The 20,952-nt window shown below is 52.6% G+C and carries 21 protein-coding genes; 9 read left to right on the forward strand and 12 right to left on the reverse strand.

Annotated features, from left to right (window positions below; genetic code table 11):
* Positions 1 to 4 precede the first annotated feature (4 nt).
* Genes LX66_RS10505 through LX66_RS10515 form a run of 3 tightly spaced genes read left to right on the forward strand, consistent with a single transcriptional unit; the run spans position 5 to position 2,879 of the window.
* Positions 5 to 1,288, forward strand: coding sequence for a DUF4833 domain-containing protein (locus tag LX66_RS10505; protein ID WP_145712840.1), 1,284 nt, complete (start codon positions 5 to 7; stop codon positions 1,286 to 1,288).
* A 12-nt stretch (positions 1,289 to 1,300) separates the two neighbouring features.
* Complete coding sequence (locus LX66_RS10510; RefSeq protein WP_145712843.1) at positions 1,301 to 1,921, forward strand: sterol desaturase family protein; 621 nt, start codon at positions 1,301 to 1,303, stop codon at positions 1,919 to 1,921.
* Position 1,922: 1 nt separating this feature from the next.
* Positions 1,923 to 2,879: a phosphatase PAP2 family protein gene (locus LX66_RS10515; RefSeq protein WP_145712847.1), complete on the forward strand. Its 957-nt coding sequence runs from the start codon at positions 1,923 to 1,925 to the stop codon at positions 2,877 to 2,879.
* A gap of 5 nt (positions 2,880 to 2,884) precedes the next feature.
* Here LX66_RS10515 and LX66_RS10520 read toward each other — a convergent pair whose 3' ends face one another.
* The 3 genes from LX66_RS10520 to LX66_RS10530 form a co-directional block, all read right to left on the reverse strand.
* Positions 2,885 to 4,726: a cytochrome c oxidase subunit I gene (locus LX66_RS10520; RefSeq protein WP_145712849.1), complete on the reverse strand. Its 1,842-nt coding sequence runs from the start codon at positions 4,724 to 4,726 to the stop codon at positions 2,885 to 2,887.
* A 71-nt stretch (positions 4,727 to 4,797) separates the two neighbouring features.
* Positions 4,798 to 5,286, reverse strand: coding sequence for a YbhB/YbcL family Raf kinase inhibitor-like protein (locus LX66_RS10525; protein ID WP_244620366.1), 489 nt, complete (start codon positions 5,284 to 5,286; stop codon positions 4,798 to 4,800).
* A gap of 113 nt (positions 5,287 to 5,399) precedes the next feature.
* Complete coding sequence (locus tag LX66_RS10530) at positions 5,400 to 6,446, reverse strand: family 43 glycosylhydrolase (protein WP_145712853.1); 1,047 nt, start codon at positions 6,444 to 6,446, stop codon at positions 5,400 to 5,402.
* Positions 6,447 to 6,611: 165 nt separating this feature from the next.
* On the opposite strand from LX66_RS10530, the gene LX66_RS10535 reads away from it, so the two are divergent.
* From LX66_RS10535 to LX66_RS10545, 3 genes are all read left to right on the forward strand, one after another.
* Positions 6,612 to 7,196: a TetR/AcrR family transcriptional regulator gene (locus LX66_RS10535; protein WP_145712856.1), complete on the forward strand. Its 585-nt coding sequence runs from the start codon at positions 6,612 to 6,614 to the stop codon at positions 7,194 to 7,196.
* 50 nt (positions 7,197 to 7,246) lie between these two features.
* Positions 7,247 to 8,140: an alpha/beta fold hydrolase gene (locus tag LX66_RS10540; RefSeq protein WP_145712857.1), complete on the forward strand. Its 894-nt coding sequence runs from the start codon at positions 7,247 to 7,249 to the stop codon at positions 8,138 to 8,140.
* A 212-nt stretch (positions 8,141 to 8,352) separates the two neighbouring features.
* Positions 8,353 to 8,895, forward strand: a complete 543-nt coding sequence (locus tag LX66_RS10545) for a YciE/YciF ferroxidase family protein (RefSeq protein WP_145712860.1) — start codon at positions 8,353 to 8,355, stop codon at positions 8,893 to 8,895.
* An 83-nt stretch (positions 8,896 to 8,978) separates the two neighbouring features.
* Here LX66_RS10545 and LX66_RS10550 read toward each other — a convergent pair whose 3' ends face one another.
* From LX66_RS10550 to LX66_RS10590, 9 genes are all read right to left on the reverse strand, one after another.
* Positions 8,979 to 10,682 (reverse strand): GH39 family glycosyl hydrolase, encoded by a 1,704-nt coding sequence (locus tag LX66_RS10550; protein ID WP_145712865.1) that lies wholly within the window; start codon positions 10,680 to 10,682, stop codon positions 8,979 to 8,981.
* A gap of 114 nt (positions 10,683 to 10,796) precedes the next feature.
* Positions 10,797 to 11,735, reverse strand: a complete 939-nt coding sequence (hflC, locus tag LX66_RS10555) for a protease modulator HflC (RefSeq protein WP_145712868.1) — start codon at positions 11,733 to 11,735, stop codon at positions 10,797 to 10,799.
* A gap of 6 nt (positions 11,736 to 11,741) precedes the next feature.
* Positions 11,742 to 12,719, reverse strand: coding sequence for an FtsH protease activity modulator HflK (gene hflK, locus LX66_RS10560; protein ID WP_145712871.1), 978 nt, complete (start codon positions 12,717 to 12,719; stop codon positions 11,742 to 11,744).
* 157 nt (positions 12,720 to 12,876) lie between these two features.
* Positions 12,877 to 13,779, reverse strand: a complete 903-nt coding sequence (locus tag LX66_RS10565) for a hypothetical protein (RefSeq protein WP_145712874.1) — start codon at positions 13,777 to 13,779, stop codon at positions 12,877 to 12,879.
* Positions 13,776 to 15,011, reverse strand: coding sequence for a G protein-coupled receptor family protein (locus LX66_RS10570; RefSeq protein ID WP_145712877.1), 1,236 nt, complete (start codon positions 15,009 to 15,011; stop codon positions 13,776 to 13,778). Before LX66_RS10570 ends, LX66_RS10565 begins: the two co-directional genes overlap by 4 nt.
* A 3-nt stretch (positions 15,012 to 15,014) precedes the next feature.
* Positions 15,015 to 15,419: a tellurite resistance TerB family protein gene (locus LX66_RS10575; RefSeq protein WP_145712880.1), complete on the reverse strand. Its 405-nt coding sequence runs from the start codon at positions 15,417 to 15,419 to the stop codon at positions 15,015 to 15,017.
* Positions 15,420 to 15,468: 49 nt separating this feature from the next.
* Positions 15,469 to 15,804, reverse strand: a complete 336-nt coding sequence (locus LX66_RS10580) for a YegP family protein (RefSeq protein ID WP_145712883.1) — start codon at positions 15,802 to 15,804, stop codon at positions 15,469 to 15,471.
* Positions 15,805 to 15,820: 16 nt separating this feature from the next.
* Entirely contained in the window at positions 15,821 to 16,921 is a 1,101-nt protein-coding gene (locus tag LX66_RS10585) for an SUMF1/EgtB/PvdO family nonheme iron enzyme (RefSeq protein ID WP_145712886.1), read from the reverse strand.
* Positions 16,922 to 16,936: 15 nt separating this feature from the next.
* Positions 16,937 to 17,875, reverse strand: a complete 939-nt coding sequence (locus LX66_RS10590; RefSeq protein ID WP_145712888.1) for a caspase family protein — start codon at positions 17,873 to 17,875, stop codon at positions 16,937 to 16,939.
* Positions 17,876 to 18,127: 252 nt separating this feature from the next.
* Here LX66_RS10590 and LX66_RS10595 point away from each other — a divergent pair, with 252 nt between their 5' ends.
* The 3 genes from LX66_RS10595 to LX66_RS10605 all read left to right on the forward strand — a co-directional run bounded on the left by LX66_RS10595 (position 18,128) and on the right by LX66_RS10605 (position 20,760).
* Positions 18,128 to 18,598: a hypothetical protein gene (locus LX66_RS10595; protein WP_145712891.1), complete on the forward strand. Its 471-nt coding sequence runs from the start codon at positions 18,128 to 18,130 to the stop codon at positions 18,596 to 18,598.
* Positions 18,599 to 19,270: 672 nt separating this feature from the next.
* A complete protein-coding gene (locus tag LX66_RS10600; RefSeq protein ID WP_145712894.1) occupies positions 19,271 to 20,095 on the forward strand; it encodes a sensor histidine kinase in 825 nt (274 codons plus the stop codon).
* Positions 20,092 to 20,760, forward strand: coding sequence for a response regulator transcription factor (locus LX66_RS10605; RefSeq protein WP_145712897.1), 669 nt, complete (start codon positions 20,092 to 20,094; stop codon positions 20,758 to 20,760). Before LX66_RS10600 ends, LX66_RS10605 begins: the two co-directional genes overlap by 4 nt.
* Positions 20,761 to 20,952 lie beyond the last annotated feature (192 nt).

Raw genomic sequence — 20,952 nt, forward strand, 5'->3', positions numbered from 1 at the left:
ATGTATGAAAAAGAGCACATTCAGAGACAAGCTGCAGCAGGGCATCTACGTGGTTATTAATCCCATGGTAAAGGGATTGATAAAGATGGGCCTTACGCCGAATGCGGTCACCACCATTGGTCTGATCCTCAACATCGGCGTGGCGGCAATATTTATAATAGGCGCGGAAAAGAGCAACCGCGGCGATCTTTCCTATGTGGGCTGGGCCGGCGCACTCATCCTGTTTGCCGGGCTGTTTGACATGCTGGACGGGCAGGTGGCCCGCCTCGGTAAAATGAGCTCAAAGTTCGGGGCCATGTACGATTCCGTGCTGGACCGTTACAGCGAGCTGGTGCTGTTCCTGGGTATCTGTTATTACCTGGTGGCGCACCACTATTTCCTGAGCTCCCTGTTTGCCTTTATCGCCATGATCGGCTCCATGATGGTGAGCTATACCCGGGCACGCGCAGAGGGGCTGGGCATTGAGTGCAAGGGCGGCCTGATGCAGCGGCCGGAGCGGGTGGTGCTGATCGCGTTGTCGGCTATTGCCTGCGGCGTGGCAGGGCACTATATCGGAGGTGACTATAAGCTGTTCATACCCGGCATTCCCTTTCATGTTTTTGAAACCATGTCTATCTTTACCATCCCGATCACTATTCTTGCCATTATGAGCAACATTACCGCCATTAACCGGCTAAGGGAGGCCAAAAGATCCATGGAGCTGCAGGAACAGCAGCAGGAAGCGCAAAAAAACAAAGCGGCCAGCAGGCAGTTCATTACCTGGGCCGGCCTGCTCATGGTGCTGCTCACAGGTATGGCGGCCATGCCTGCCGGACCGGAAAGGCCCAAATTCCCCGTGCCCAGCGGCATCCCCAACATGCTGTTCTACCTGCAGCGCACGCCTAACTCCAACACCATCGTGTACGACCTGAACCTGGACAAGGATGGCAACCTGGACGAGGACGAGCCGGTGAACGTATACTGGCTGCGGTACACCGAAGGGGGCGTGAAGAAGGGACTGAACTTTATACAACGTAAATTTGCATATGGTATAAAAGTAAAACGCCTGGCCAGTGATAAGTACGAGCTGAAGTCCGTTGCATATGACAAGCACCCGATGTACCTGATGAGGTCCGCCCAGGGCAAATACCAGGTGTTTACCCAAATAGGGGATACTATGGCCGCGCTGAGCAGCATCTGGATACAGATAGAAGGGGGTACTTTCTGGTTCCCCAACGTGGTGTACATTGAGCTGAAGGGAACGGACCCTGCTACCGGTGCTGAGAAGCTGGAGCGTTTTAAACCATAAAAGAAGAGCGCTATGCCTAAGAATTATATATCCAACTCTACCGATTCACCGAGGATGTTCAGGAACGGCTTCCTGGAGAGCCTGTCCAAAGTACATTTCTCTGTGCCGCTGATCATCTACGTACCTGTTATCCTGTTCTTCTGCTGGAAGGCTTTGTGGCAGGTAAAGATGGGCGCCGGGCTTTTTATTGCCTGCTACGCCGGCGGCATCTTTTTATGGTCGCTCACGGAATATGTTTTGCACCGTTTTATATTTCATTATGTGCCTAAGTCCAAATGGGGCCTGAAGCTGCATTTTATTTTTCACGGCGTGCACCACGATTACCCGAAAGATAAAATGCGGCTGGTAATGCCGCCCTCTGTCAGCATCCCGCTGGCTTTCGGGTTTTACGCGCTGTTTTCCGCACTGGTAAGCGAGGCATACCTGTACGCCTTATTTCCCGGCTTTGTAACCGGCTACCTGTGCTACGACATGATCCATTATGCGGTGCATCATGTGAACATCAACAACGGCATCTGGCTCAAAATAAAGAAGCACCACATGCTGCACCACTATTCCGACGCGAGCAAGGGTTACGGGGTGAGCTCCTCCTTCTGGGACAAGGTGTTCAGGTCGGATTTTATAAAAAAATGACATGGATTCGCTTTCTACCATCACTGAAAGTAATACTACAGCTACCTCTTTTTACAGTCGTAAAACATTGCTCACCACTACGCTGATCAGCATGGCGTACCTGCTGCTCTCGCTGCTGCTGGTGGGTTTCAAAACAGACCAGTTGGCCCTGGTGCTGCTGTTCAATACCCTGTACTACCTTTCCAGGGGCACCCGTAAGTTCATTACCGGCTTTTCCATATTCATCGTGTACTGGATACTGTATGATTATATGAAGGCCTTTCCCAACTACAAGTTTGCGGATGTGCACATTGCCAGCATCTATCACGCGGAAAAGAACATTTTCGGCATTGCGGCCGGTGGCGGTATATTAACGCCCAACGAGTACTGGCAACTGCATGGCCAAACCTGGCTGGATGTAATGAGCGGCTTTTTTTACCTGTGCTGGATACCGCTGCCGCTGGTGTTTGCCGTGTACCTGTTCTACACCAATCGGATGCAGTTCCTGCATTTTGCCCTCATCTTTTTGCTGGTAAACCTGCTCGGCTTCGTGGTGTATTACCTTTGTCCCGCCGCTCCGCCCTGGTATGTGCAGCAGCACGGGTTTGAGCTGCTGCCGCATACGCCCGGCAATACCGCGGGGCTGATAAAATTTGACCAGTTCTTCCAGGTAAATATTTTCCAGGCCCTGTACGCCAAAGGCTCCAACGTATTTGCAGCCATGCCTTCGCTGCACTCTGCCTACCCGCTGATCGTGCTGGTGTTTGCGTGGCGGAACCGCACGGGCCTGTTCCGGCCGGTGTCTGCCATTGTTACACCCGGTATCTGGTTTGCCGCCGTGTATACCGGTCACCATTACATCCTCGATGTGCTGGCCGGCATTCTGTGCGCGTTTAGTGGCATCCTGCTGTACGAGCGGGTATTGTGCAGGCAGTACTTTTTTATCAGCTTTCTCCAGTATTTACGCAGCCACACCTGATCCGTTCAGTCATGTGGCCGGTCGGCTGCTTTTTCTTCCGGCAGCTCCGGTACGGTTTGCGGGATGAAGTCCCGGTCGCCTTTGCTGTAGTCATAAGCCCAGCGGTGCACTTCTGGAATTTCGCCCGGCCAGTTGCCATGCCCGGGTATTACGGGCGTAGTCCATTCCAGGGTAGTGGCATTCCAGGGATTGGGGGTGGTCACTTTTCTGCCCTTGTAAATGCTGTAGAAGAAATTGAATACGAACAGCAACTGTACCAGGAACACAATAATGGTAATAAAGCTCATGAAGCGGTTCAGCTCCGTAAACTGGTTGAAGGATTGCCAGTTGCTGAAATCATAGTACCGCCGCGGCATACCGGCCAGCCCCTGGTAGTGCATAGGCCAGAAGATCAGGTACGCCCCAACCAAAGATATCCAGAAGTGGATGTACCCCAGCGTATTGTTCAGGTAGCGCCCGTACATTTTGGGAAACCAGTGGTAGATGCCGGCAAACATGCCGAAAATAGCCGATACGCCCATTACCAGGTGAAAATGCGCAATTACAAAATAGGTATCATGCACATGAATATCTATTGAAGAGTTGCCCAGCCATATGCCCGTAAGCCCGCCGGAAATAAAGGTGCTCACAAAACCGATGCTGAACAGGGCGGCCGGCGTAAAGCGCATGTTGCCCCGCCAGATGGTGGCCAGCCAGTTAAATACCTTGATGGCGGAAGGTACGGCTATCATCAGCGTCAGCAATACAAAGAACGAGCCCAGGAAAGGATTGATACCGCTTACAAACATATGGTGCGCCCATACCAGGAAGGAGAGCCCGGCTATGGCAAACAGGGAGCCCACCATGGCCAGGTAACCGAATATGGGCTTGCGGGTGCTCACCGCCAGCACCTCGGATACAATGCCCATGGCGGGCAGGATCACAATGTACACTTCCGGGTGCCCCAGGAACCAGAAAAGGTGCTGGTACAGGATGGCGCTGCCTCCTTCGTTGGACAGCACTTTGCCGGCTACAAATAATTCGCCCAGGTAAAAGCTGGTGCCCGCGTGGCGGTCAAACAGCAGTAAAATAAAGCCGGCCAGCAATACCGGGAACGCCAGCACGCCCAGGGTGGCCGTAAAGAAGAAGGCCCACATGGTAAGCGGCATGCGGCTCAGGCTCATGCCTTTGGTGCGCATGTTCAGGATGGTGGTGATGTAGTTCAGCCCCGCCAGCAGTTGCGATACCACGAACAGCGCCATGCTGGTCAGCCAGAGGTCCATACCTATCCGGGAGCCGATGGAGGCGTCGCCCAGCGCGCTCAGCGGGGGGTAGGAGGTCCAGCCGCCGGCGGCAGGCCCGGTTTGTACAAACAGGGAGCTAAGCATCACCAGACTGGCCAGGAAGAACACCCAGTAGCTCAGCATGTTCATGAACGGCGATGCCATATCCCGTGCGCCTACCTGCAAAGGGATCAGCAGGTTGGAGAAGGTGCCGCTCAGCCCGGCAGTAAGCACAAAAAAGATAAGGATGGTGCCGTGCATGGTGATCAGCGCGTAATAGGCCTCCGGTGTAATGCGCCCGCCTTCCGCCCAATGCCCCAGGATGTTTTCCATCCAGGGGAACGTTTGATCCCCGTAGCCCAGTTGCAGGCGGAACAGCACGGAGAAGCCGGCGCCGATGATCGCCCAGATCATGCCCGTAACCAGGTATTGCTTGGCGATCATCTTATGATCCATGCTGAAAACGTACCTGGACCAGAAGCTTTCCTTGTGGCGGTCATGCCCGTTGCCGTTTCCATGCGTGGGCGCAGCGGCATTATCCTGCGTGGCCTGCCCATGTTCCGGCAGGCGGGTTGGGTCGCTCATAATGGATATCCGGTTTTTTAAAATGAACAGTAATCAGTGCCGGCGCCGTTTGCGGGCTGCGCCGTTCGTGGCTAACTGCCTTTTTTATACAGCCCTACCAGTTCGCCGGAGGCCAGCACATGGTCTTTCATCGCTTTTTCCACGGTTTCTTTGTCAGACCCGGCCGGCAGGTCCAGCCTGGTATCCAGTGCATATACTTTAAAGAAATAACGGTGGGTGCCGGAGGGCGGGCAGGGGCCTTTATAGGCGTTCTTCCCCGTACTGTTGGCACCCTGCGTACCAGGCGCGCTGTTCTCTGCGATGGACGTGGTAGCAGGCGGAATGTTCCACATCACCCAATGATCAAAGGTAGCGCCCGGCGCATCCGGGTCTTCTATGATCAGCACCAGTGATTGTGTGCCTTCCGGTATATTCCCGATGGCTACAGGCGGGTTGATGTCCGCGCCTTCACAGGTGTATTTCGATGGAATGGGAGCTTTATCCTTAAATGCCGGGCTGCTGACCGTAAGGCTGGCTATATGCGTAATAGTGGCCATGATGATGGAGATTAGCAAGTTCATGACATCAGTTGTTGGACGGGGAAACGCCTCAAAAACTTTGCCCTTATGGTACAGTAGGGGGCAGGGGCATCCAAATGCCCTGCGGGGATGGGTATTTATCTACACAGTATGCGTTATTCGCTTCCTGGGGGGATCAGCTTTATTTTAACGGGCTCGTCCCTGTTGCAGGTGATTCTGCCGTCCTGGTATTTCAGTTCCGCAAGCTGTATTACGCTTCTTCTCCAGGCAACGGTGGTGTCCGGTGCAGGGTGGGCTTTTGCCCGGCCGGGATGCGTAAAATAGAACAGGTATGCGCGCCCATCATTGACCACAACATCGGCATGCCCGCCAATGGCCTGGTCGTCCGCTCCCTGGCCCGGGTGTTCCAGCAGGCGCTCCTGCTGCCGCTGCCAGTGCAGGAGATCGGCAGAGGAATAAACGCCTAAGCCGGCCCAGTTGTCCACGATCATCCAGTAGCGGTCTTTCCACCTGAAAACTTTGGGCCCTTCACCGGACATTTCGCCGGGCCGGTGCCGGATAGCCGGGCCCTTATCCTGCCAGTGATACAGGTCCGGGCTGTCCGCGTAGTAAAAGGACTTGTGATCCTTTTCATTGTTGTACCACATGCGCCAGCCGCCACCCGGCAGGCGGAACACGCAGGCATCTATTACCTGGTCATTGGCCAGGTCCAGGGTGGACACATATTTCCAGTTGAGCAGGTCTGAGCTGATCAGGTGGATGATACTGCGCGGATGGTTCCAGTTGGTAAAGGTGCCCGGCACGTAAGTGAGGTACATGTGGTACAGGCCTTCATGTTCAATCACCTCCGGCGCCCAGTAGGTGTAGCCGCTGTCCGGCCGGTGGTCGATATGCGCAGTATCCAGGTATTGCCAGGAGGCGCCGTTTTTGGAAACGGCAATGCCGATGCGGGTGCCATGCACCCAGGTAACGCCCCTGGCTTTCTTTACATTGGCCCTGCGGTTGGTATAGAACATGAACCATTGTTGTTGCTTACGGTTCCAGATCACAACGGGGTCGGCTGCGCCGTCGTACACCGGGTCCCGGAAAAGCGGCTTGTCGGCCATATGGGCAGCGGCATTTTGCTGGGCGTGCATACAGGCCGGCAGCAGCAGACCGATAAAGATCAGCAGGCACAGCGAAAGAATACGTATAGTAGTCATAGTGAGATGGAGGCATGGGTTGTAGCACACGCCCTGCCCGTTAAAATAATAGTTTTTTGCCTATTTCACCTGCAGCGCGATCATTCCCCGTCAAGACGCACCTGGAAAATTAATTTTGTACTTTTAAGTACAGTATTTACATTTGCATTGTAACATTTTTTGAAAATGGCTGGCAGACCGAAAATATTTGACAAGCACGAGGTAGTGAACAAAGCCGCGGACCTGTTCTGGAGCAAGGGGTATGAAGCGGCTTCCACGGAAGAGCTGCTGGCGGCCATGGGCATTGGCAAAGGCAGCTTTTACCTGGCGTTCCCGGAAGGAAAGCGGGAGCTGTTTGAAAAAGCGCTGGACCAGTTCAACAACGGCGCCCTGCAGCGCCTGTACGCAGCACTGGAAAAGGGCGGCGAGCCGGTGGAAGCGATCCGCAGGTTTTTCCTGGACATGGCCGTAGCTCCCAAAGAAGAGCACGGGAAAGGCTGCTTTATGGGCAATACCGTAGCAGCGTTGTCCAATATAGATGATGAGCTGAAACAAAAAGCCGTACAGCGCTTGAAGCAACTGGAGCAACTGTTCTACAATGCGATCAGCAAAGCAAAGCAGCAGGGCACGCTTAAGACCGGCGAAGACACCGCTACGCTGGCCCGCTACCTCCTGACCCTGTGGAACGGCCTGAACATCACGAGAAGGATGTACACGGACCCGAAAGTGCTCCGGCCCCTGATCGAATTGCAACTGAAGATATTGCACTAAATTTTTTTACACTATTTTGTACTATTTGGTAAAAAATAAAACATGAGATCATGGAAAACAGTATCACCACCCACCCCGCTACTACAACCACTTTCAGGACCGTACAAATCGACGGGCTGGATATCTTTTACCGGGAAGCCGGTCCTGCCGGCGCGCCGGTGATCCTCTTCCTGCACGGGTTTCCGTCCTCCTCCCATATGTACCGGGATATCCTGCGGGATCTTGCAGACCGCTATCATGTAATAGCGCCGGACTATCCAGGCTTTGGCCTGAGCAGCACGCCTTCCCTGCAGGAATTTGAGTACACCTTTGACCGCCTGGCGGCGGTGATGGAGCAGTTCATTGACAAGCTGGGCCTGCAGCGGTTCAGCCTGTACCTCCAGGACTACGGCGGACCGGTAGGTTTCCGGATCATCAGTAAAAGACCGGAACTGGTGCAGGCGCTGATCTTGCAGAACGCCAATGCCTACCTGGACGGCCTGGGACCGGAAGTGCAGGAGATGGGCAGGATCCAGGCCTCCGGCGATGAGGATGTCCTGCAGCAGGTGATTGATTACATGGTGTCGTTGGAAGGTATTAAAGAACAGTACCTGCACGGGGCCGCGCACCCTGAAAACGTAAGCCCCGATGCCTGGCTGTCCGACCATTATTTTATTGAAAGGCCCGGCAACAAAGCCATCCAGGCGGCCCTGCTGAAGAATTATCACACCAACTTCCCTTTGTATGACAACTGGCATACGTACTTCCGCACGCATCAGCCACCGGCGCTGATCACCTGGGGCAGGAACGACAAGATCTTCATTGCGCCCGGCGCGGAGGCCTATACCCGCGACCTGCAGGACACGGAGCTGCACCTGCTGGATGGCGGCCACTTTGCACTGGAAGAATACCACGGTGTGATAGCGGAGCTGATCCACCAGTTCCTGCAGCAACGGTTAAAGTGATGTACACAGTGCTCCACATTATGATAGAAAATGCAACACTTGACCATGCCGGGCAGTAGAGATATTAGCATATCCGCATTTTGTTAGCGATTGATATTGTGTTGGTAACAGGTGCCGGCGCTTCATTCACAAAAACGCCGGCATCTTACGCATGCAATTTGGGCTGATAGGGGAAAGAACATGATTGTGGATACTTAAAAAAACTTTTTCTTATGGCAACTACAAGTGAGAATAAGGCTGTTACTGCTGCAGATTCCAAGCTGCAGCAAATTTTTGAGGACCAGTTGCAGGACATGTACTGGGCAGAGAAGAAGCTGGTGAAAACCCTTCCAAAATTACAGGAAGCTGCTACCAGCAGTGAATTAAAGAACGCGTTTGGCACCCACCTGGAGCAGACCCAGAACCATGTTTCCCGCCTGGAGAACGTGTTCCAGATAATAGGGAAGGAGGCCAGGTCAAGAAAATGCCCTGCTATGGCTGGTATTGCAGAAGAAGGGGAGGACATTATAGATGAAACAGATACCGCATCAGCACAGCGCGATGTAGGGCTGATCTTTGCGGCGCAGAAAGCCGAGCATTATGAAATCGCCACGTATGGCGGATTATGCCAACTGGCGCGCACGCTGGGCTATGAGCAGGCCGCAGAAGTATTGGGACAGACCTTGAGTGAAGAGAAGGAAACGGATGCCCTGCTTACGCAGATTGCCGAAGGAAACGTGAATAAGCAGGCAAGAAGGGAACCTCAGACAGCATGACCAGGAGTTGCTGAAATGCGGGAGTGCAGAGATGCCGGGCGCTTTTTGTGATTTTTTTTTCAAAAAGTGCCCGGCTTTTTTTGCTACCAGGAGCATTTCAGTAATGATACGCCCTGCCGTGGCAGGTGCATGCGGATAACGGCAGCGCCATTCACGGTTGATATCCATTCCGGCGAGGCAAGCTGCTGCAGTTGCCCGCTTTTTTCCAACTGCGCTACCTGTGCCGCATCCGGCTGCTGCGGTGCCCCCATTTCTTTCCAGGCCGTATAGGCATTGCTGTGATCGTCGTCTACGCGGTAATGCTCCAGTAACACCTTCCCTTCCGGAAGCCCGCTGATAGTGACCGCTACCGCCGTGGCAGGCGCAGGACGGTTATTATCATGGTAGTTCCATACCATAACGGTGGCGCTGCGTTCATCTTTGGCCGCCAGCGCACTGATGTCGGCACGGGGGCCACGCACGCTGGAGTCGCGTATTTTTGAAAAGTCGTAGGCCAGGTCTCCGCTTACTGCTACCCGCCGGCCCTGCATCATGCCGAACATGCGGAATACGTTCAGCACCGGTTTGTCCACCCCATTGGTGGCCAGGTCGCGGAAGCCGGCAAACCAGGGCTGGTCCTCAAACTCAAAAGCCCAGGTAACCGCCCCTGCCAGTTGGATACCGTGCGCGGCTGCCAGCTCATACTTACGCGCAAAGGACGCGGCGGTATAGCTGGAATACATGGTGCCGTTGCGGTAGGCATTTTCCGGGTGAAAATTTTCCGAGCAGGCCGCGCAGCCCTCCGGGTCCGATTCTCCTATGATCACCGGCAGGTGTTTCAGCGTAGGGTAGGAGGCTACAATGGCAAAACCTTTATCTATATCCCGTAGCTGGGCGCCCATGTTCATTTGCACTACACCGTCCACTACGCGCGGCGCGCCTTTGGCGTGAAAGGTGATCAGGTCCAGCGGTGCGCCCTTTTTGCCGGTTACATGATTGGTGCCGCTCACCACGTGATCCAGGAAAGTTTTCATAAAATCGGCGGCGTCTTTCCAGTTGGGGCCGGTTACTTCCGGCCCGCCGATGCGTGCGGTGGGCAGCGCGCGCTTCACGGCGTCGGCCACATAGTCATACAGCTTGATATACTCTTCCGTAGTGCCTTTCCAGTAGCCGATGTTCGGTTCGTTCCACAGCTCCCAGTACCAGCTTTCCACTTCTTCCTTTCCATAACGTGCTACCGAGTGCCTGACCCATTCATACACCAGCGCCGCAAATTTCTTATAGTCTTTAGGCGGGTAGGCCCAGCCGGTAAAGATGTCGCCATAGGGCTGGTCCGGCCGCCAGTGATGCCGGTAAGGCTCCGGCTTTGCGGACAGGGCCTGCGGCATGAAGCCGATCTGCGCCAGGGGTTTCATGCCCCGCTCTATAAACGTGTCGAATATTTTATCAATGATGGTCCAGTCATATACCGGGTTGCCCCGGCTGTCCTCCGTATAGGCGTTGGTGGAGCCCCATTTCAGTGCCGGCTGACCGTCGCCGGTCACCAGCAGGCTGTGCACCCTTACATATACCGGTACTTTGCTGAGCTGCGCAATTTCGGTCAGCAGCTTCGTTCCGTCCTTCATGTAGGTATAATTAGGCTCATCGTAGCCAAACCAGGCCCAGATGGGTTGCAGGGGGCCGGTGGGTTTATCCAGGTGCACCTGTATGGCTACAGTGTCCTGCTGCGCTGAGCTGCGGCCGGGAAAAAGATGGCAGATCAGCAGGGCAAGGAATGCGGGCAGGTATGCCGCTTGTTTTCGGATCATATGTAATATGGTTTAACGTGGGAATTAAATTACATGGCCCACTGCCTACCGGTACCGGCGGGCAGTGGGCCATTGATGTTGTGACAACAAGGTACTAAAATTTCCTGGCTGATGCTAGGGCTTTTGCAGGAATTTAAACAGCTCGTTATTGGTGGTCAGCACCACGTTTGTATTACTGTCCAGCGATCTTTCCAGTGCTTCCATGGAGCGGATGAAGCTGTAGAGCTCCCGGGACTGGCTGCTTTTATTGTAGGCGCGGGCATAGATGGCCGAAGCCTGCGCATCGGCCTTACCTCGTATCACCTGCGCTTCCTTCACCGCCGATGACTGTATCTCCGCCAGGTCACGTTCTTTGTTGCCCCTTATTTTCAGGGCTTCACCCTGGCCTTCGGATTTAAACTGTTCCGCGATCCTGTTCCGTTCGCTGATCATCCGGTCGTATACCCTGTTCCGGACCTCGTCTACATAGTTCACTCTCCTGAAACGGAAGTCGAGTATCCGGATACCGAGGTCGGTGGTTCTTTCGTTCACTTTTTTGAGGATCGTGGCTTCTATCCTGTCGCGTCCTACGGAAATGGAGTCCAGGTTTTCCAATTGTTCCAGGAAATCCTCTCCCACTTCGGGCTTGCGGTTGGTGGAGCGCACCAGGTCCAGCAGCTCATGGGAGGCTACAGCGTTCCTGGTTTCGCCGTCAATGATGTCATCCAGCCGCGACATGGCCGAGCGCTGATCCCTTAAACGGATAAAGAACTGCAGCGGATCGGTGATCTGCCAGCGGGCATAGGTATCCACGAAAATGAATTTCTTATCTTTTGTAGGTACCTGGTTAGGATCGCCGTCCCAGGCCAGGTAGCGTTTGTCGAATATCTTTACTTTCTGGATGAAGGGCATCTTGAAGTTCACGCCCGGCGTTACCCGGGGCTTGCCTACCGGCTTCCCGAACTGTGTAACGATGGCCTGTTCCGTTTCATCCAGGATGAACATGGAACCTGAGATGGCGATGATCGCCAGGAAAATAAGTATACCGGTTATGATTTTTCTGGTGCTGGGCATTACGATCTATTTAGTGGCGGTTTTCTTGTTACCTAATTCGAGCAGGGGCAGTACATTGTTCCCCTTTTCATCCACGATGGTCTTGTTGCCTATTTTGGGCAGCAGTCTTTCCATGGTTTCCAGGTAAATTCTTTTTTTGGTGACATCGGGCGCTTTGATGTACTCTTCGTACAATGCTTCAAACCTTGCAGCGTCGCCGGTGGCGCCGTTGATGCGTTTCAGGGCGTAGGCTTCCGCCAGTTGGATGGTCTCCCTGGCTTCGCCCCTTGCCCTGGGTATCACGCTGTTATATTCCGATTCAGCTTTGTTGATCAGCGTTTCCCTTTCCTGCTGCGCCTGGTTTACGCCGTTGAAAGAGGGTTTCACGGGAGCGGGCGGGTTCACATCCTGCAGCACTACCTGGTCTATACGGATGCCGTTCTGGTATTCGTCGCAGAGTTGCTGCAGCAGTACTTCCGCCTGGGTGGCCACCTCCTGCCGCCCGATGGTGAGCACTTCATTCACGGTACGGTCGCCTACGATCTTGCGCATGGCGGATTCCGACATATCCCGCAGGGAACGCTCGGGGTCCTTTACGCGGAACAGGTACTGGAAGGAGTTGACGATCCGGTACTGTACTACCCATTCCACATCGGCCATATTGAGGTCGCCGCTCAGCATGGAGGATTCCAGGCTGAAATCACCGTCTGAATACCGGTCGGAGCTGCGCTCGTCATTGGTCCTGAAGCCGAATTCATGTTTTAACTGTCTTTGCACCGGGATCTTGTACATGGTTTCAATGCCGAAAGGCGCTATGAAATTCAGGCCCGGCCTTACGGTTCTGCTATAGTGGCCCAGGTTCAGTACCACGCCCTCCTCTTCCGGCCCGACGGTGCGGATGGAAGTGAGCGCCAGTATCAGCAGGAACAACCCGAGGAGCACTTTTTTTCCATGTTTTTCGAGTAGATACCTGTAATAAGCCATTTGTTGGTCGAAGTCTGCCATAGTTGTGATTTTGGGTATGGGTCCGGTAAGGGAATGGAGTGAAGGTACAAAAGAAAAAACAATTGCCGCCGGGTACCAGCGTAGTGCTACCGGCGGCAATAAAGGGAAGGCTTCACAGGTATGGGGATAACACGACTTGCACTGAACACTCACATGACTATTCCTGCAGGAAATTCTCCATCTTCTGTTTGGTAAGTTCCGGCAGGTCGCTGTTGAGTATTTTCCACTTCTTTACTTTCATTTCGGAGAACCATTTGTTCATGACCTTACGGATAATATCCTCATCGTTTTTGTGCCCGGGAGAGGGCGATACCTCCAGCATCAATATCTCAAGCTGTGAAAGATCCGGTTGCCTGCTGATCAATCCAAAATCAAGCTTATCCATTTGCTCCGCCCAACGGTTATTATTCCGCAGGTGATATTTATCGAAGAGCTCCGGCAGCACATAGGCGTAACGGTTCCCTTCATTGTCCTTTGAGTCGTCGTGGTAAATATACCCGTCCGTAAAGATGACGAGTATATTGCGATAGCCGGTGTCTTTATCAATGGCGATTTCCTTTACATCATTTTTGAAGAAACGCCAGATGTCGGACCCCGGCCATTGCGCCTGGTTGATAGTGGTTTTGTAGATGTTGCTGATGTTTTCCGCCACCGTTTTCCCGAGCGTTTCATAGGTTGTTTTCTTTTGCTTCGTATCCATCCCTGAGAGGTCGGTATGTAACCTTTGGGCAGCGAGGTTAATACCGGGGTCCGGGGGATTGGGGGTGAACACCAGGCGCATTTTCCCTTTTGACATATGCGTGCCTTTAGCCCTCATTTCACTGAGGAAATAGTCTGCCAGGTAGCTGATAAGCGCGCTGTCCCTGCGGAAATGCTCCGGGTGGGCCGGGTTCTTCTCCGGGTCTATCCGGTCGGAAAGATCAAGTAATATGGTAAGGTTGAGCTGCTGCCGGGTTTTAGCGGCCGGCGGCGCAGTGGATGCGGTGCTGCCTGTTTGGGAGGAAGGAGCATCCGGGCTGCAGCCCCATAATATCAATGTCAGTATTAACAGGTATTTCATTGGGTATTCATTTGAGGGTAATTGTATATAGTGACATTCACAAATTCATGCACAATCCCTTCCGCGCTTTCGAGGTCGGCATGCGTTTTCCCGCTGCCTTTCATCCAGGCCAGCCATCCTGCCATAAAGCCGAAAACCTCCTGTTCAAACTCGCGTGGTATAATAACGCAGCTCAGGGTTTCATTGAGCTTTTTGATTTTCGTTTTGGATTCATCGATCAGGTGCGTCATCCGGTCTATATCCCCGTTCAGCTCATTTAGCTGCTGCAGGCATTCCGCGATCTGCCGGTCCTTTTCTTTCAGCGCCACTTTTACCTGGTCCAGCTTGCCGAAGGATTCCAGTACGAAATCAAACACAAATCCCCAGATCAGGTATACAATGAAGCCGGAAAATATGATCAGCCAGAAGTTAACGGAGCTTAACGCCATGGACACGGAGTATTCCGGGAGATCGCCAAAGCTGTTGTCCTTTTTTATATTGTATATCTTTTCCGTGATCTCGTAAGCGAGGATGGCGTCAAAAATAAAGGTGACCAGCACCAGCACAGCTATCTTAATGTATTTCGCATATCCTGCCTCCTCCTGCATCTTATGGATCAGGTACCCCAGTCCCAGGAACACAAACGGGATGGTAAGGATCAGCACCAGCTCCATTACACCGTCCCGGATGGCTTTGGTTATGGCCTGCGCGTCAAAAATGGAATTGGCCACACCGATCTCGTTCAGCGAGAACGTTTTGAAGAATGCCGAGTAGGAGGCGGAGCTATAGAATACAAACAGGTACAGCGTAAGGAAAATAAGGATGATCATACCGATGTAGAAGCTGGGCTTGCCCGCATGGTCGCCGATCACTTCCTGGGGGTTCTTCCGGATATGCGCCTTTTCCTCCTGGAGGGTGGCCATTCTTTGTTTGATAGCAGGCATGTCTTCCTCTTTCAGCTTCCGGATCTTGTTGGTCCACCGGTCTATATGCCCTTTATGTTCTTCCAGTGTGATGCGGACCGGCTTCTTCAATTCTTCCTGCTTATCCAGGTCGTCTTTTATCCGTTCCTTGAAATTGAAATACAGTTTCTGCAGGCATACCCGGAGGCCGGGCAGGCTTCCTCCCAGCAGGTAGGCCTGGTAATGCCCATAGTCCTGGTGGTTTATTTTTTCTGTAACCTTTTGCTCCGGCGGGGCCGGAGGCGTTTCATTCAGGGCGAACAACCCTTTGGTGATCTTTAAAATTCCCATAGGTCAGAGATTTTGAGCAACAGTGGATAATATGTTTTCTTTCGGGGTATTCCGGGATGCTTCGTCCAGCAGGTAGGTGCAGATCTGGTAGATGTTCTCGTCCCGGAACCCCAGCCGGGCGCAGAAAAGCTCCAGTGCTTCCTTCTCTTCCGGCGAAACGCTTCCATCCGCCCAGGCGATCAGGCACAGGTCGTAGAGGCAATCGACCTTTTCGAGCACGGTTTCCGGCGGGGTGAAATTTTCCTGCCCGGGCTGCAGCAGCAGCGTGTCAATATCGGACCGGCTGATGCCCCTGCTCTCCCCGATGCGGTACAGCATTTCCAGCTCCCGCATGTCTACCCGGGAATCGGAAAGCGCAATGTGATAGAGGTTCAGAAAATGGTGCTTTAATTCAGGTGTTAACGGCATATTGTTAGGTTTGATGGTGATTAAACAGGTGAGGCGCTCAGGTTATCGCTCAGGTGAGATCTTCAATGATGGCATGGGGAGCATCGATCTTTACAGACTGGATGCCCTGTTCCCGGCTGCCGGCCGTCGTATAGTTTTCGCTGCGGCCGATGATCTCGCCATTAGGCGCTTTCAGGTTAAAGGTGTAATTGCCGGTGCGGTCCCTTCGCACATACCACTCATCATGCGGGGCGTAACGTTTAACGGACGCAATGCCGTTCCTGCAGGACGCCTGGCTGATGTATGACTCGCTGTTCAGGGTAATTTCGCCGTTGCGGCCCCGCAGGCGGAAATAGAACTGGTTGTTGAGGGGGCTTCTGTGAAGCTGGAATGTAGGATTGTTCATATTTGTGTGGATTTAGTTACTTTTTATCCCATGCCACCCGGAACCCGATCCGGAGTGATCTGGCATGCGGCTGCTCTTTGCTGCGATAGCGGATGTCCAGCTCGTTCACAGGATTGATCCTGCTGTTGTAGGCGCCGCCCCTTACAGATTTATACCGGAAGGAGGAGTCGTACCAGTCATAGCACCATTCCGCCACATTGCCGGTCATATCATAGAGGCCATATACATTGGATGCTTTGGTGGCTACATGGCCGGGCTTTTGCCGGTTGTAGACGGCCACCTCGCTGGCGTTATTGCCACCGCTGTAGGTAACGGGTAGTCCCGCACCGGCGGCATATTCCCATTCCGCTTCTGTAGGCAGCCGGCCTCCCTTCCATTGGCAAAAGGCCTGGGCCTCGTACCAGGTGATATTGGTCACCGGGCTATTTTCGTAAGCGTACGGGAACTGCGGCGGGAAAATCTTTTGCCGGCTTTCACAGAAGGCCCGGTATTCTGCCACGGTTACTTCCGTATTACTGATATAAAAGGAATCGGTGGCGGTGGAAAGCCCTGCCACCAGCATTTTTTCCATTAATGGTACGGAAGCCTGTTGCCGGCTCTTCCTGGGCTCCGGGATCGCCCCGATATAGGCATACAGGCCGGCAGCGATGAGAACTAGTATGAGGAGGCCATATTTTGCCGAGTTGCGTATTTCAGCAAGCTGCTGCATCCTGACCTTCTTCTTGATGATGTCCGCGATCTCTTCGGGGTTATTACGCCAGTTGCGGTATACCGCATGTTCGGAAAGACCGTCCACTGGCGTATTGTCAAGCCTGAGCTGCAGGATGTGCGGTTTGCCTGGTATGGGATTGGCCAGCGCCACCTGGCGCTCAATATTGGACCAGTACTTTTGCACAAAGATCTTACTGGTGATCATCAGTATATACCTGGTGCGCTTTCCAAAGGCATCTTCCGTAAGATGAATGATATACTCCCCCCAGCTCTCAGCCGTTTTTTCTTCATAGTAGTAGCAGCGGATACCTCTTTTTTTCAGTGCCCGGACGATCTGTTGGGCCACTGCCTTATCTTCTTCGGCAACAGAGATGGCCACATCATATTTCAATGCTCTTTTCATCATTGCCTGGGTTGGGGTTTATAGTCTTCCGCTTGTCAGCAGTTTCCAGTAATAAATGCCTAAAGACGTCAACCGGCAACTTTTCCGGTTAATGGCGGCCCAGTACATGTACTCTTCATCCACCGGTTCCACGAGGCCGATCAGTTGCATCCTGCGGAGTATCTTGAAGGTGTGGATGTGGTCCAGGTCCGGGGTTTCGGTCGTATACTCGTAGCTGGGGTCCAGTGCAAATTCGCTTTCGGCCCGGGGGAAATAGGTGGTCAGCTTTCTCAGTTCTTCCAGGGGCACCAGGGGCGTAACTTTCCGGAGACAGGTGGATCTCAAGATGTTGGCCTTGAAGACAGGACGCTGGCTCCAGGCTCCCAGCGCTTTATCGATATAACTGTAAATGCTGCCCGGCGTCACTTCGCCCGCTATGTCTGCGGCGCCTCCTTTTAACGCATCGGCCAGGAAACTGGTGAACACGCCCTGGTTGCCCACTTCCATTGAAACCTCCGTATCCCGGCTCGACGCCAGTATGATAACGCCCCGCTCCAGGAAAGCAGCCGTACCGGCGGGCAGCGGCACACCCATTGCGCCGGAGTGGCAGCAGTCCAGTATTACGATCTTGTGCCTGGCAGGGGAAAGGTTTACGATTTTCAGTATTTCGTCCATCGAAATGCCTTCATCATGGCGGCTGAAATCGGGCGTTACAATATAACCGTCTGTGTCCGTAATACAACCGTGCCCTGAAAAGTAGAAAAGGCTGCTTTCATCGTCGTGCTTAAAGGCGTCCAATATCAATGACCGGAGCGCGGACCGGGCCTTTACATCGCAGCTAAGCATTACATCGAAATTGGGGGAGCCGTCTGCATGGGTGCTGAGCAGTTCCGCTATTCTTGTGGCATCGTTTACGCAGCCTCTCAGCCGGGCGCTTCCGGGGTAGTCGTTAATACCGACAACGAGTGCTTTCTTCATTTCAATAGCTTGTTTGGTATCATAGGGATGCTGTTGACAGCCCAAAGGTTGTAATGTGCAGGGAAGGAAAAAACCTGTAGGACAGGGGAAAAATCCCCTTTTTTATGGCTGGCAGGTTAAAGCCCCCGGGCGGAGGAGGATTTTTCCGGTATTTGCCGCCGGCTGTTTTTTGGTTGCACAGGTGAGCGTAGTTTTGACGGCGTAAACAGTTTACACCCCATTATTTATTCCTTAACCAAAAAAAATCTAGTTATGCAACGTCATGTTACTGTAAAGCCACTACCCTTTTTCTACGTAGGCAAGCAGGTCACTATTGACCGTATTAACCGGTACCAAACCCTGAAGCATAATGTATTGAGCAATGCGCTGGGTAAACCCGACACAAGATCCATCTGGTATTCGAAGGAGCATTTTGAAAAACTGCTGGAAGAGATAACGTTTGCCGGGGGCGACGGTATCCGCATCCACTTTGGTATGTACGAGGAGGGGCATGCATACGAGGGACAGTTATGCCTGCTGTTTACCACCACGCGGGAGCGGCTGGTGGGCGATACTGTTGTTCATAGCAACGTGGTCCTGGAGAATGAGCCGGACTACCCGGAGCGCTCGGCCCTGCCCAGGGAGGTGATCCTGTTCCCCGGCGAGGAATCCACCGGATGGATCCGGGATTTTAACCTGGGATCACCCTGTCCGCCCAGTTGCGATGACGATACTTATGAATAATATTATGTAAATTAAGTGAATGCTACGGCTCCTGAAATATGAATACCTGTTCCTTGTTTTTCTATTGCTTGGCGCCATTTTCTGCCTGAGAAGCTTCAGGCAGAAATGGCCCAAGCCATATCAATTATTCGCGGTATTGGTGATCGTAGCTTTGCTGACGGAAGTATCGGCCATTTTATGGAAATGGTACCTCCATAAAATGTTCGGCTGGAATTATTCAAAGAATAATTTGTGGATCTATAATGTATTCATCACTTTCCGTCTTGGCATACTGCTGGTTATTTTTTACCATATTTTAAATGCAGCACGTGTAAAGAAAGCGATACTTTATATAGGCCCGGTACTGGTGGTTTTCGGATTGCTGAACTACCTGGCTATCCAGGGGCCTTACCGGTATAATACCTATAGCCTGATCTTCGCGCATATTCCTATCATTATACTTTGTCTTTTTTATTTTAAGCAGTTGCTGGAGGAAACCAGGATCATTGTACTGCATAAGGAACCTTTGGTCTGGATAATTCTAGGCACATTTGTATATCATGTGGCTTCACTGCCGTTTTTAATAATGATGGGTTTTTTGAATATCAGGCAACCGGGTTTGTCCATGTTATACCTGCCTATAAATATGACGCTTAATTTATTACTGTGCTGCTCCTATTTAATAAGCTTTTTATGCAAACCTCAACCGATGCAATCTATCTAACGATCATCATCTCTACCGTTGTTGCGCTGTCCCTTAGCTTTGCTATTATTTACTTTTTATTCCTTTACCAGCGAAAGCGATTCCGACACCAACAGGAGCTGATTGAAATACGGCAGGCGTTTGGCCAGACCCTGCTGCAGTCCAAGCTGGACATCCAGGAGCAGACGCTGGATCATATCGCCAAGGAGCTGCATGCGAACTTCAGTCACCTGGTATCCTTGATCAACATCAATCTTTCGGAAGTATTGCCCCAGGTGGCGGATGATCAGCGGGGCAATATCGTTGAAACAAAATCGCTGGCCAAGCAGCTCATGAGCGAATTGAAAGCGTTAAGCGCCAGTCTCAATACGGATCACATTAACCATATAGGGTTTGTAAAGGCCCTGGAAAATGAGCTGAACCGGCTGGCGCAGACCGGGAAATATGATGAGGTGAAGATTGTAAAGACCGGTGAGACATACCGTATGCCGCCGGAGCACGAGATCATTCTTTTCCGGCTTTGCCAGGAGGTGCTGAACAACGTGGTAAAGTATGCGAAGGCCAGCAGGATCGTCGCCTCACTGACCTTTACCCCGGACCAGTTCAGCCTCACCATTACGGATAACGGATGCGGGTTTGATGTACAGGAGGCGCTCAGCCGGAGCGGGGAGAAGCAGAGCACCGGGTTGCTGAATATCCGGAAGCGGGCCTCGTACATCAACGCTGAGTTTAATATTAACAGTCGCATCGGGGAAGGCACTAAAGTGCTGATCAATATTCCCCACCCTGAAAAAACAAAATCCCCTGCTATATGAAATCCCTTGTTCCCATACTGACCATTGCGCTGGTAGATGACCACAACCTGTTCCGGAAAGGACTTATCAAGCTCATTAACCTGGGAGACAAGGAGCACCGGTACAAGATCCTGTTTGAAGCGGAGAACGGGCTGGACCTGAAAGAGAAAATGCAGCAGCCTCCATTCCCGGACATTATCCTGATGGACATCGATATGCCGGACATGGACGGGTTTGAGTCCGTGGAATGGCTGCAGCGTACCCACCCTTCGGTAAAGATACTGGTGATATCCATGGTGGAATCAGAGACGGAGATCCTGCGCATGCTGCGGCTGGGGGTAAAAGGTTACCTCAGCAAGGACATAGAGGTGGAAGATATGCACCGGGCGCTGGAAACCATTGCCAGCAATGGCTACTATTATTCCGAGGTAGCGGCGGATGTATTGAACCAGCGCCTGGGCAATAACGGTAAGAAGGATGATGCCGCTGTCTATTTATCCGAGAATGAGCGGGAATTCCTGAAGCTGGCCACTACGGAAATGACCTACCAGCAAATTGCTGATAAAATGCATTTAAGCCCTAAAACAATAGACGGTTACCGGGATGCGCTGTTTCATCGTCTCAATGTAAAGACAAGAGTAACGCTGGCCCTGTATGCTGTAAAACACGGGATTGTACAATTGTAGCATTCCCGCATTCCCTATACCTATGAAATTATTGCCAATGCGATTATTGCCTGTATGCGTTTTATCCCTGTTGTCTGTTGCGCTGCTACTGACAGCCCGCGACCCATCCTCCAAGGTATACATCTGCCGCTCAGGCACCAGTTATGCTTATCATAACCGCTTATGCCAGGGATTGCGGAGGTGCACCCATAA

This window comes from Chitinophaga japonensis (assembly GCF_007830125.1).
GTDB lineage: Bacteria > Bacteroidota > Bacteroidia > Chitinophagales > Chitinophagaceae > Chitinophaga > Chitinophaga japonensis.

What these genes read in the sequence shown, in the direction of transcription:
- LX66_RS10505 (WP_145712840.1), top strand. Translation starts at nt 5, where the DNA reads ATGAAAAAGAGCACATTCAGAGACAAGCTGCAGCAGGGCATCTACGTG.
- LX66_RS10510 (WP_145712843.1), top strand. Translation starts at nt 1,301, where the DNA reads ATGCCTAAGAATTATATATCCAACTCTACCGATTCACCGAGGATGTTC.
- LX66_RS10515 (WP_145712847.1), top strand. Translation starts at nt 1,923, where the DNA reads ATGGATTCGCTTTCTACCATCACTGAAAGTAATACTACAGCTACCTCT.
- LX66_RS10520 (WP_145712849.1), bottom strand. Translation starts at nt 4,726, where the DNA reads ATGAGCGACCCAACCCGCCTGCCGGAACATGGGCAGGCCACGCAGGAT.
- LX66_RS10525 (WP_244620366.1), bottom strand. Translation starts at nt 5,286, where the DNA reads ATGAACTTGCTAATCTCCATCATCATGGCCACTATTACGCATATAGCC.
- LX66_RS10530 (WP_145712853.1), bottom strand. Translation starts at nt 6,446, where the DNA reads ATGACTACTATACGTATTCTTTCGCTGTGCCTGCTGATCTTTATCGGT.
- LX66_RS10535 (WP_145712856.1), top strand. Translation starts at nt 6,612, where the DNA reads ATGGCTGGCAGACCGAAAATATTTGACAAGCACGAGGTAGTGAACAAA.
- LX66_RS10540 (WP_145712857.1), top strand. Translation starts at nt 7,247, where the DNA reads ATGGAAAACAGTATCACCACCCACCCCGCTACTACAACCACTTTCAGG.
- LX66_RS10545 (WP_145712860.1), top strand. Translation starts at nt 8,353, where the DNA reads ATGGCAACTACAAGTGAGAATAAGGCTGTTACTGCTGCAGATTCCAAG.
- LX66_RS10550 (WP_145712865.1), bottom strand. Translation starts at nt 10,682, where the DNA reads ATGATCCGAAAACAAGCGGCATACCTGCCCGCATTCCTTGCCCTGCTG.
- hflC (WP_145712868.1), bottom strand. Translation starts at nt 11,735, where the DNA reads ATGCCCAGCACCAGAAAAATCATAACCGGTATACTTATTTTCCTGGCG.
- hflK (WP_145712871.1), bottom strand. Translation starts at nt 12,719, where the DNA reads ATGGCAGACTTCGACCAACAAATGGCTTATTACAGGTATCTACTCGAA.
- LX66_RS10565 (WP_145712874.1), bottom strand. Translation starts at nt 13,779, where the DNA reads ATGAAATACCTGTTAATACTGACATTGATATTATGGGGCTGCAGCCCG.
- LX66_RS10570 (WP_145712877.1), bottom strand. Translation starts at nt 15,011, where the DNA reads ATGGGAATTTTAAAGATCACCAAAGGGTTGTTCGCCCTGAATGAAACG.
- LX66_RS10575 (WP_145712880.1), bottom strand. Translation starts at nt 15,419, where the DNA reads ATGCCGTTAACACCTGAATTAAAGCACCATTTTCTGAACCTCTATCAC.
- LX66_RS10580 (WP_145712883.1), bottom strand. Translation starts at nt 15,804, where the DNA reads ATGAACAATCCTACATTCCAGCTTCACAGAAGCCCCCTCAACAACCAG.
- LX66_RS10585 (WP_145712886.1), bottom strand. Translation starts at nt 16,921, where the DNA reads ATGATGAAAAGAGCATTGAAATATGATGTGGCCATCTCTGTTGCCGAA.
- LX66_RS10590 (WP_145712888.1), bottom strand. Translation starts at nt 17,875, where the DNA reads ATGAAGAAAGCACTCGTTGTCGGTATTAACGACTACCCCGGAAGCGCC.
- LX66_RS10595 (WP_145712891.1), top strand. Translation starts at nt 18,128, where the DNA reads ATGCAACGTCATGTTACTGTAAAGCCACTACCCTTTTTCTACGTAGGC.
- LX66_RS10600 (WP_145712894.1), top strand. Translation starts at nt 19,271, where the DNA reads ATGCAAACCTCAACCGATGCAATCTATCTAACGATCATCATCTCTACC.
- LX66_RS10605 (WP_145712897.1), top strand. Translation starts at nt 20,092, where the DNA reads ATGAAATCCCTTGTTCCCATACTGACCATTGCGCTGGTAGATGACCAC.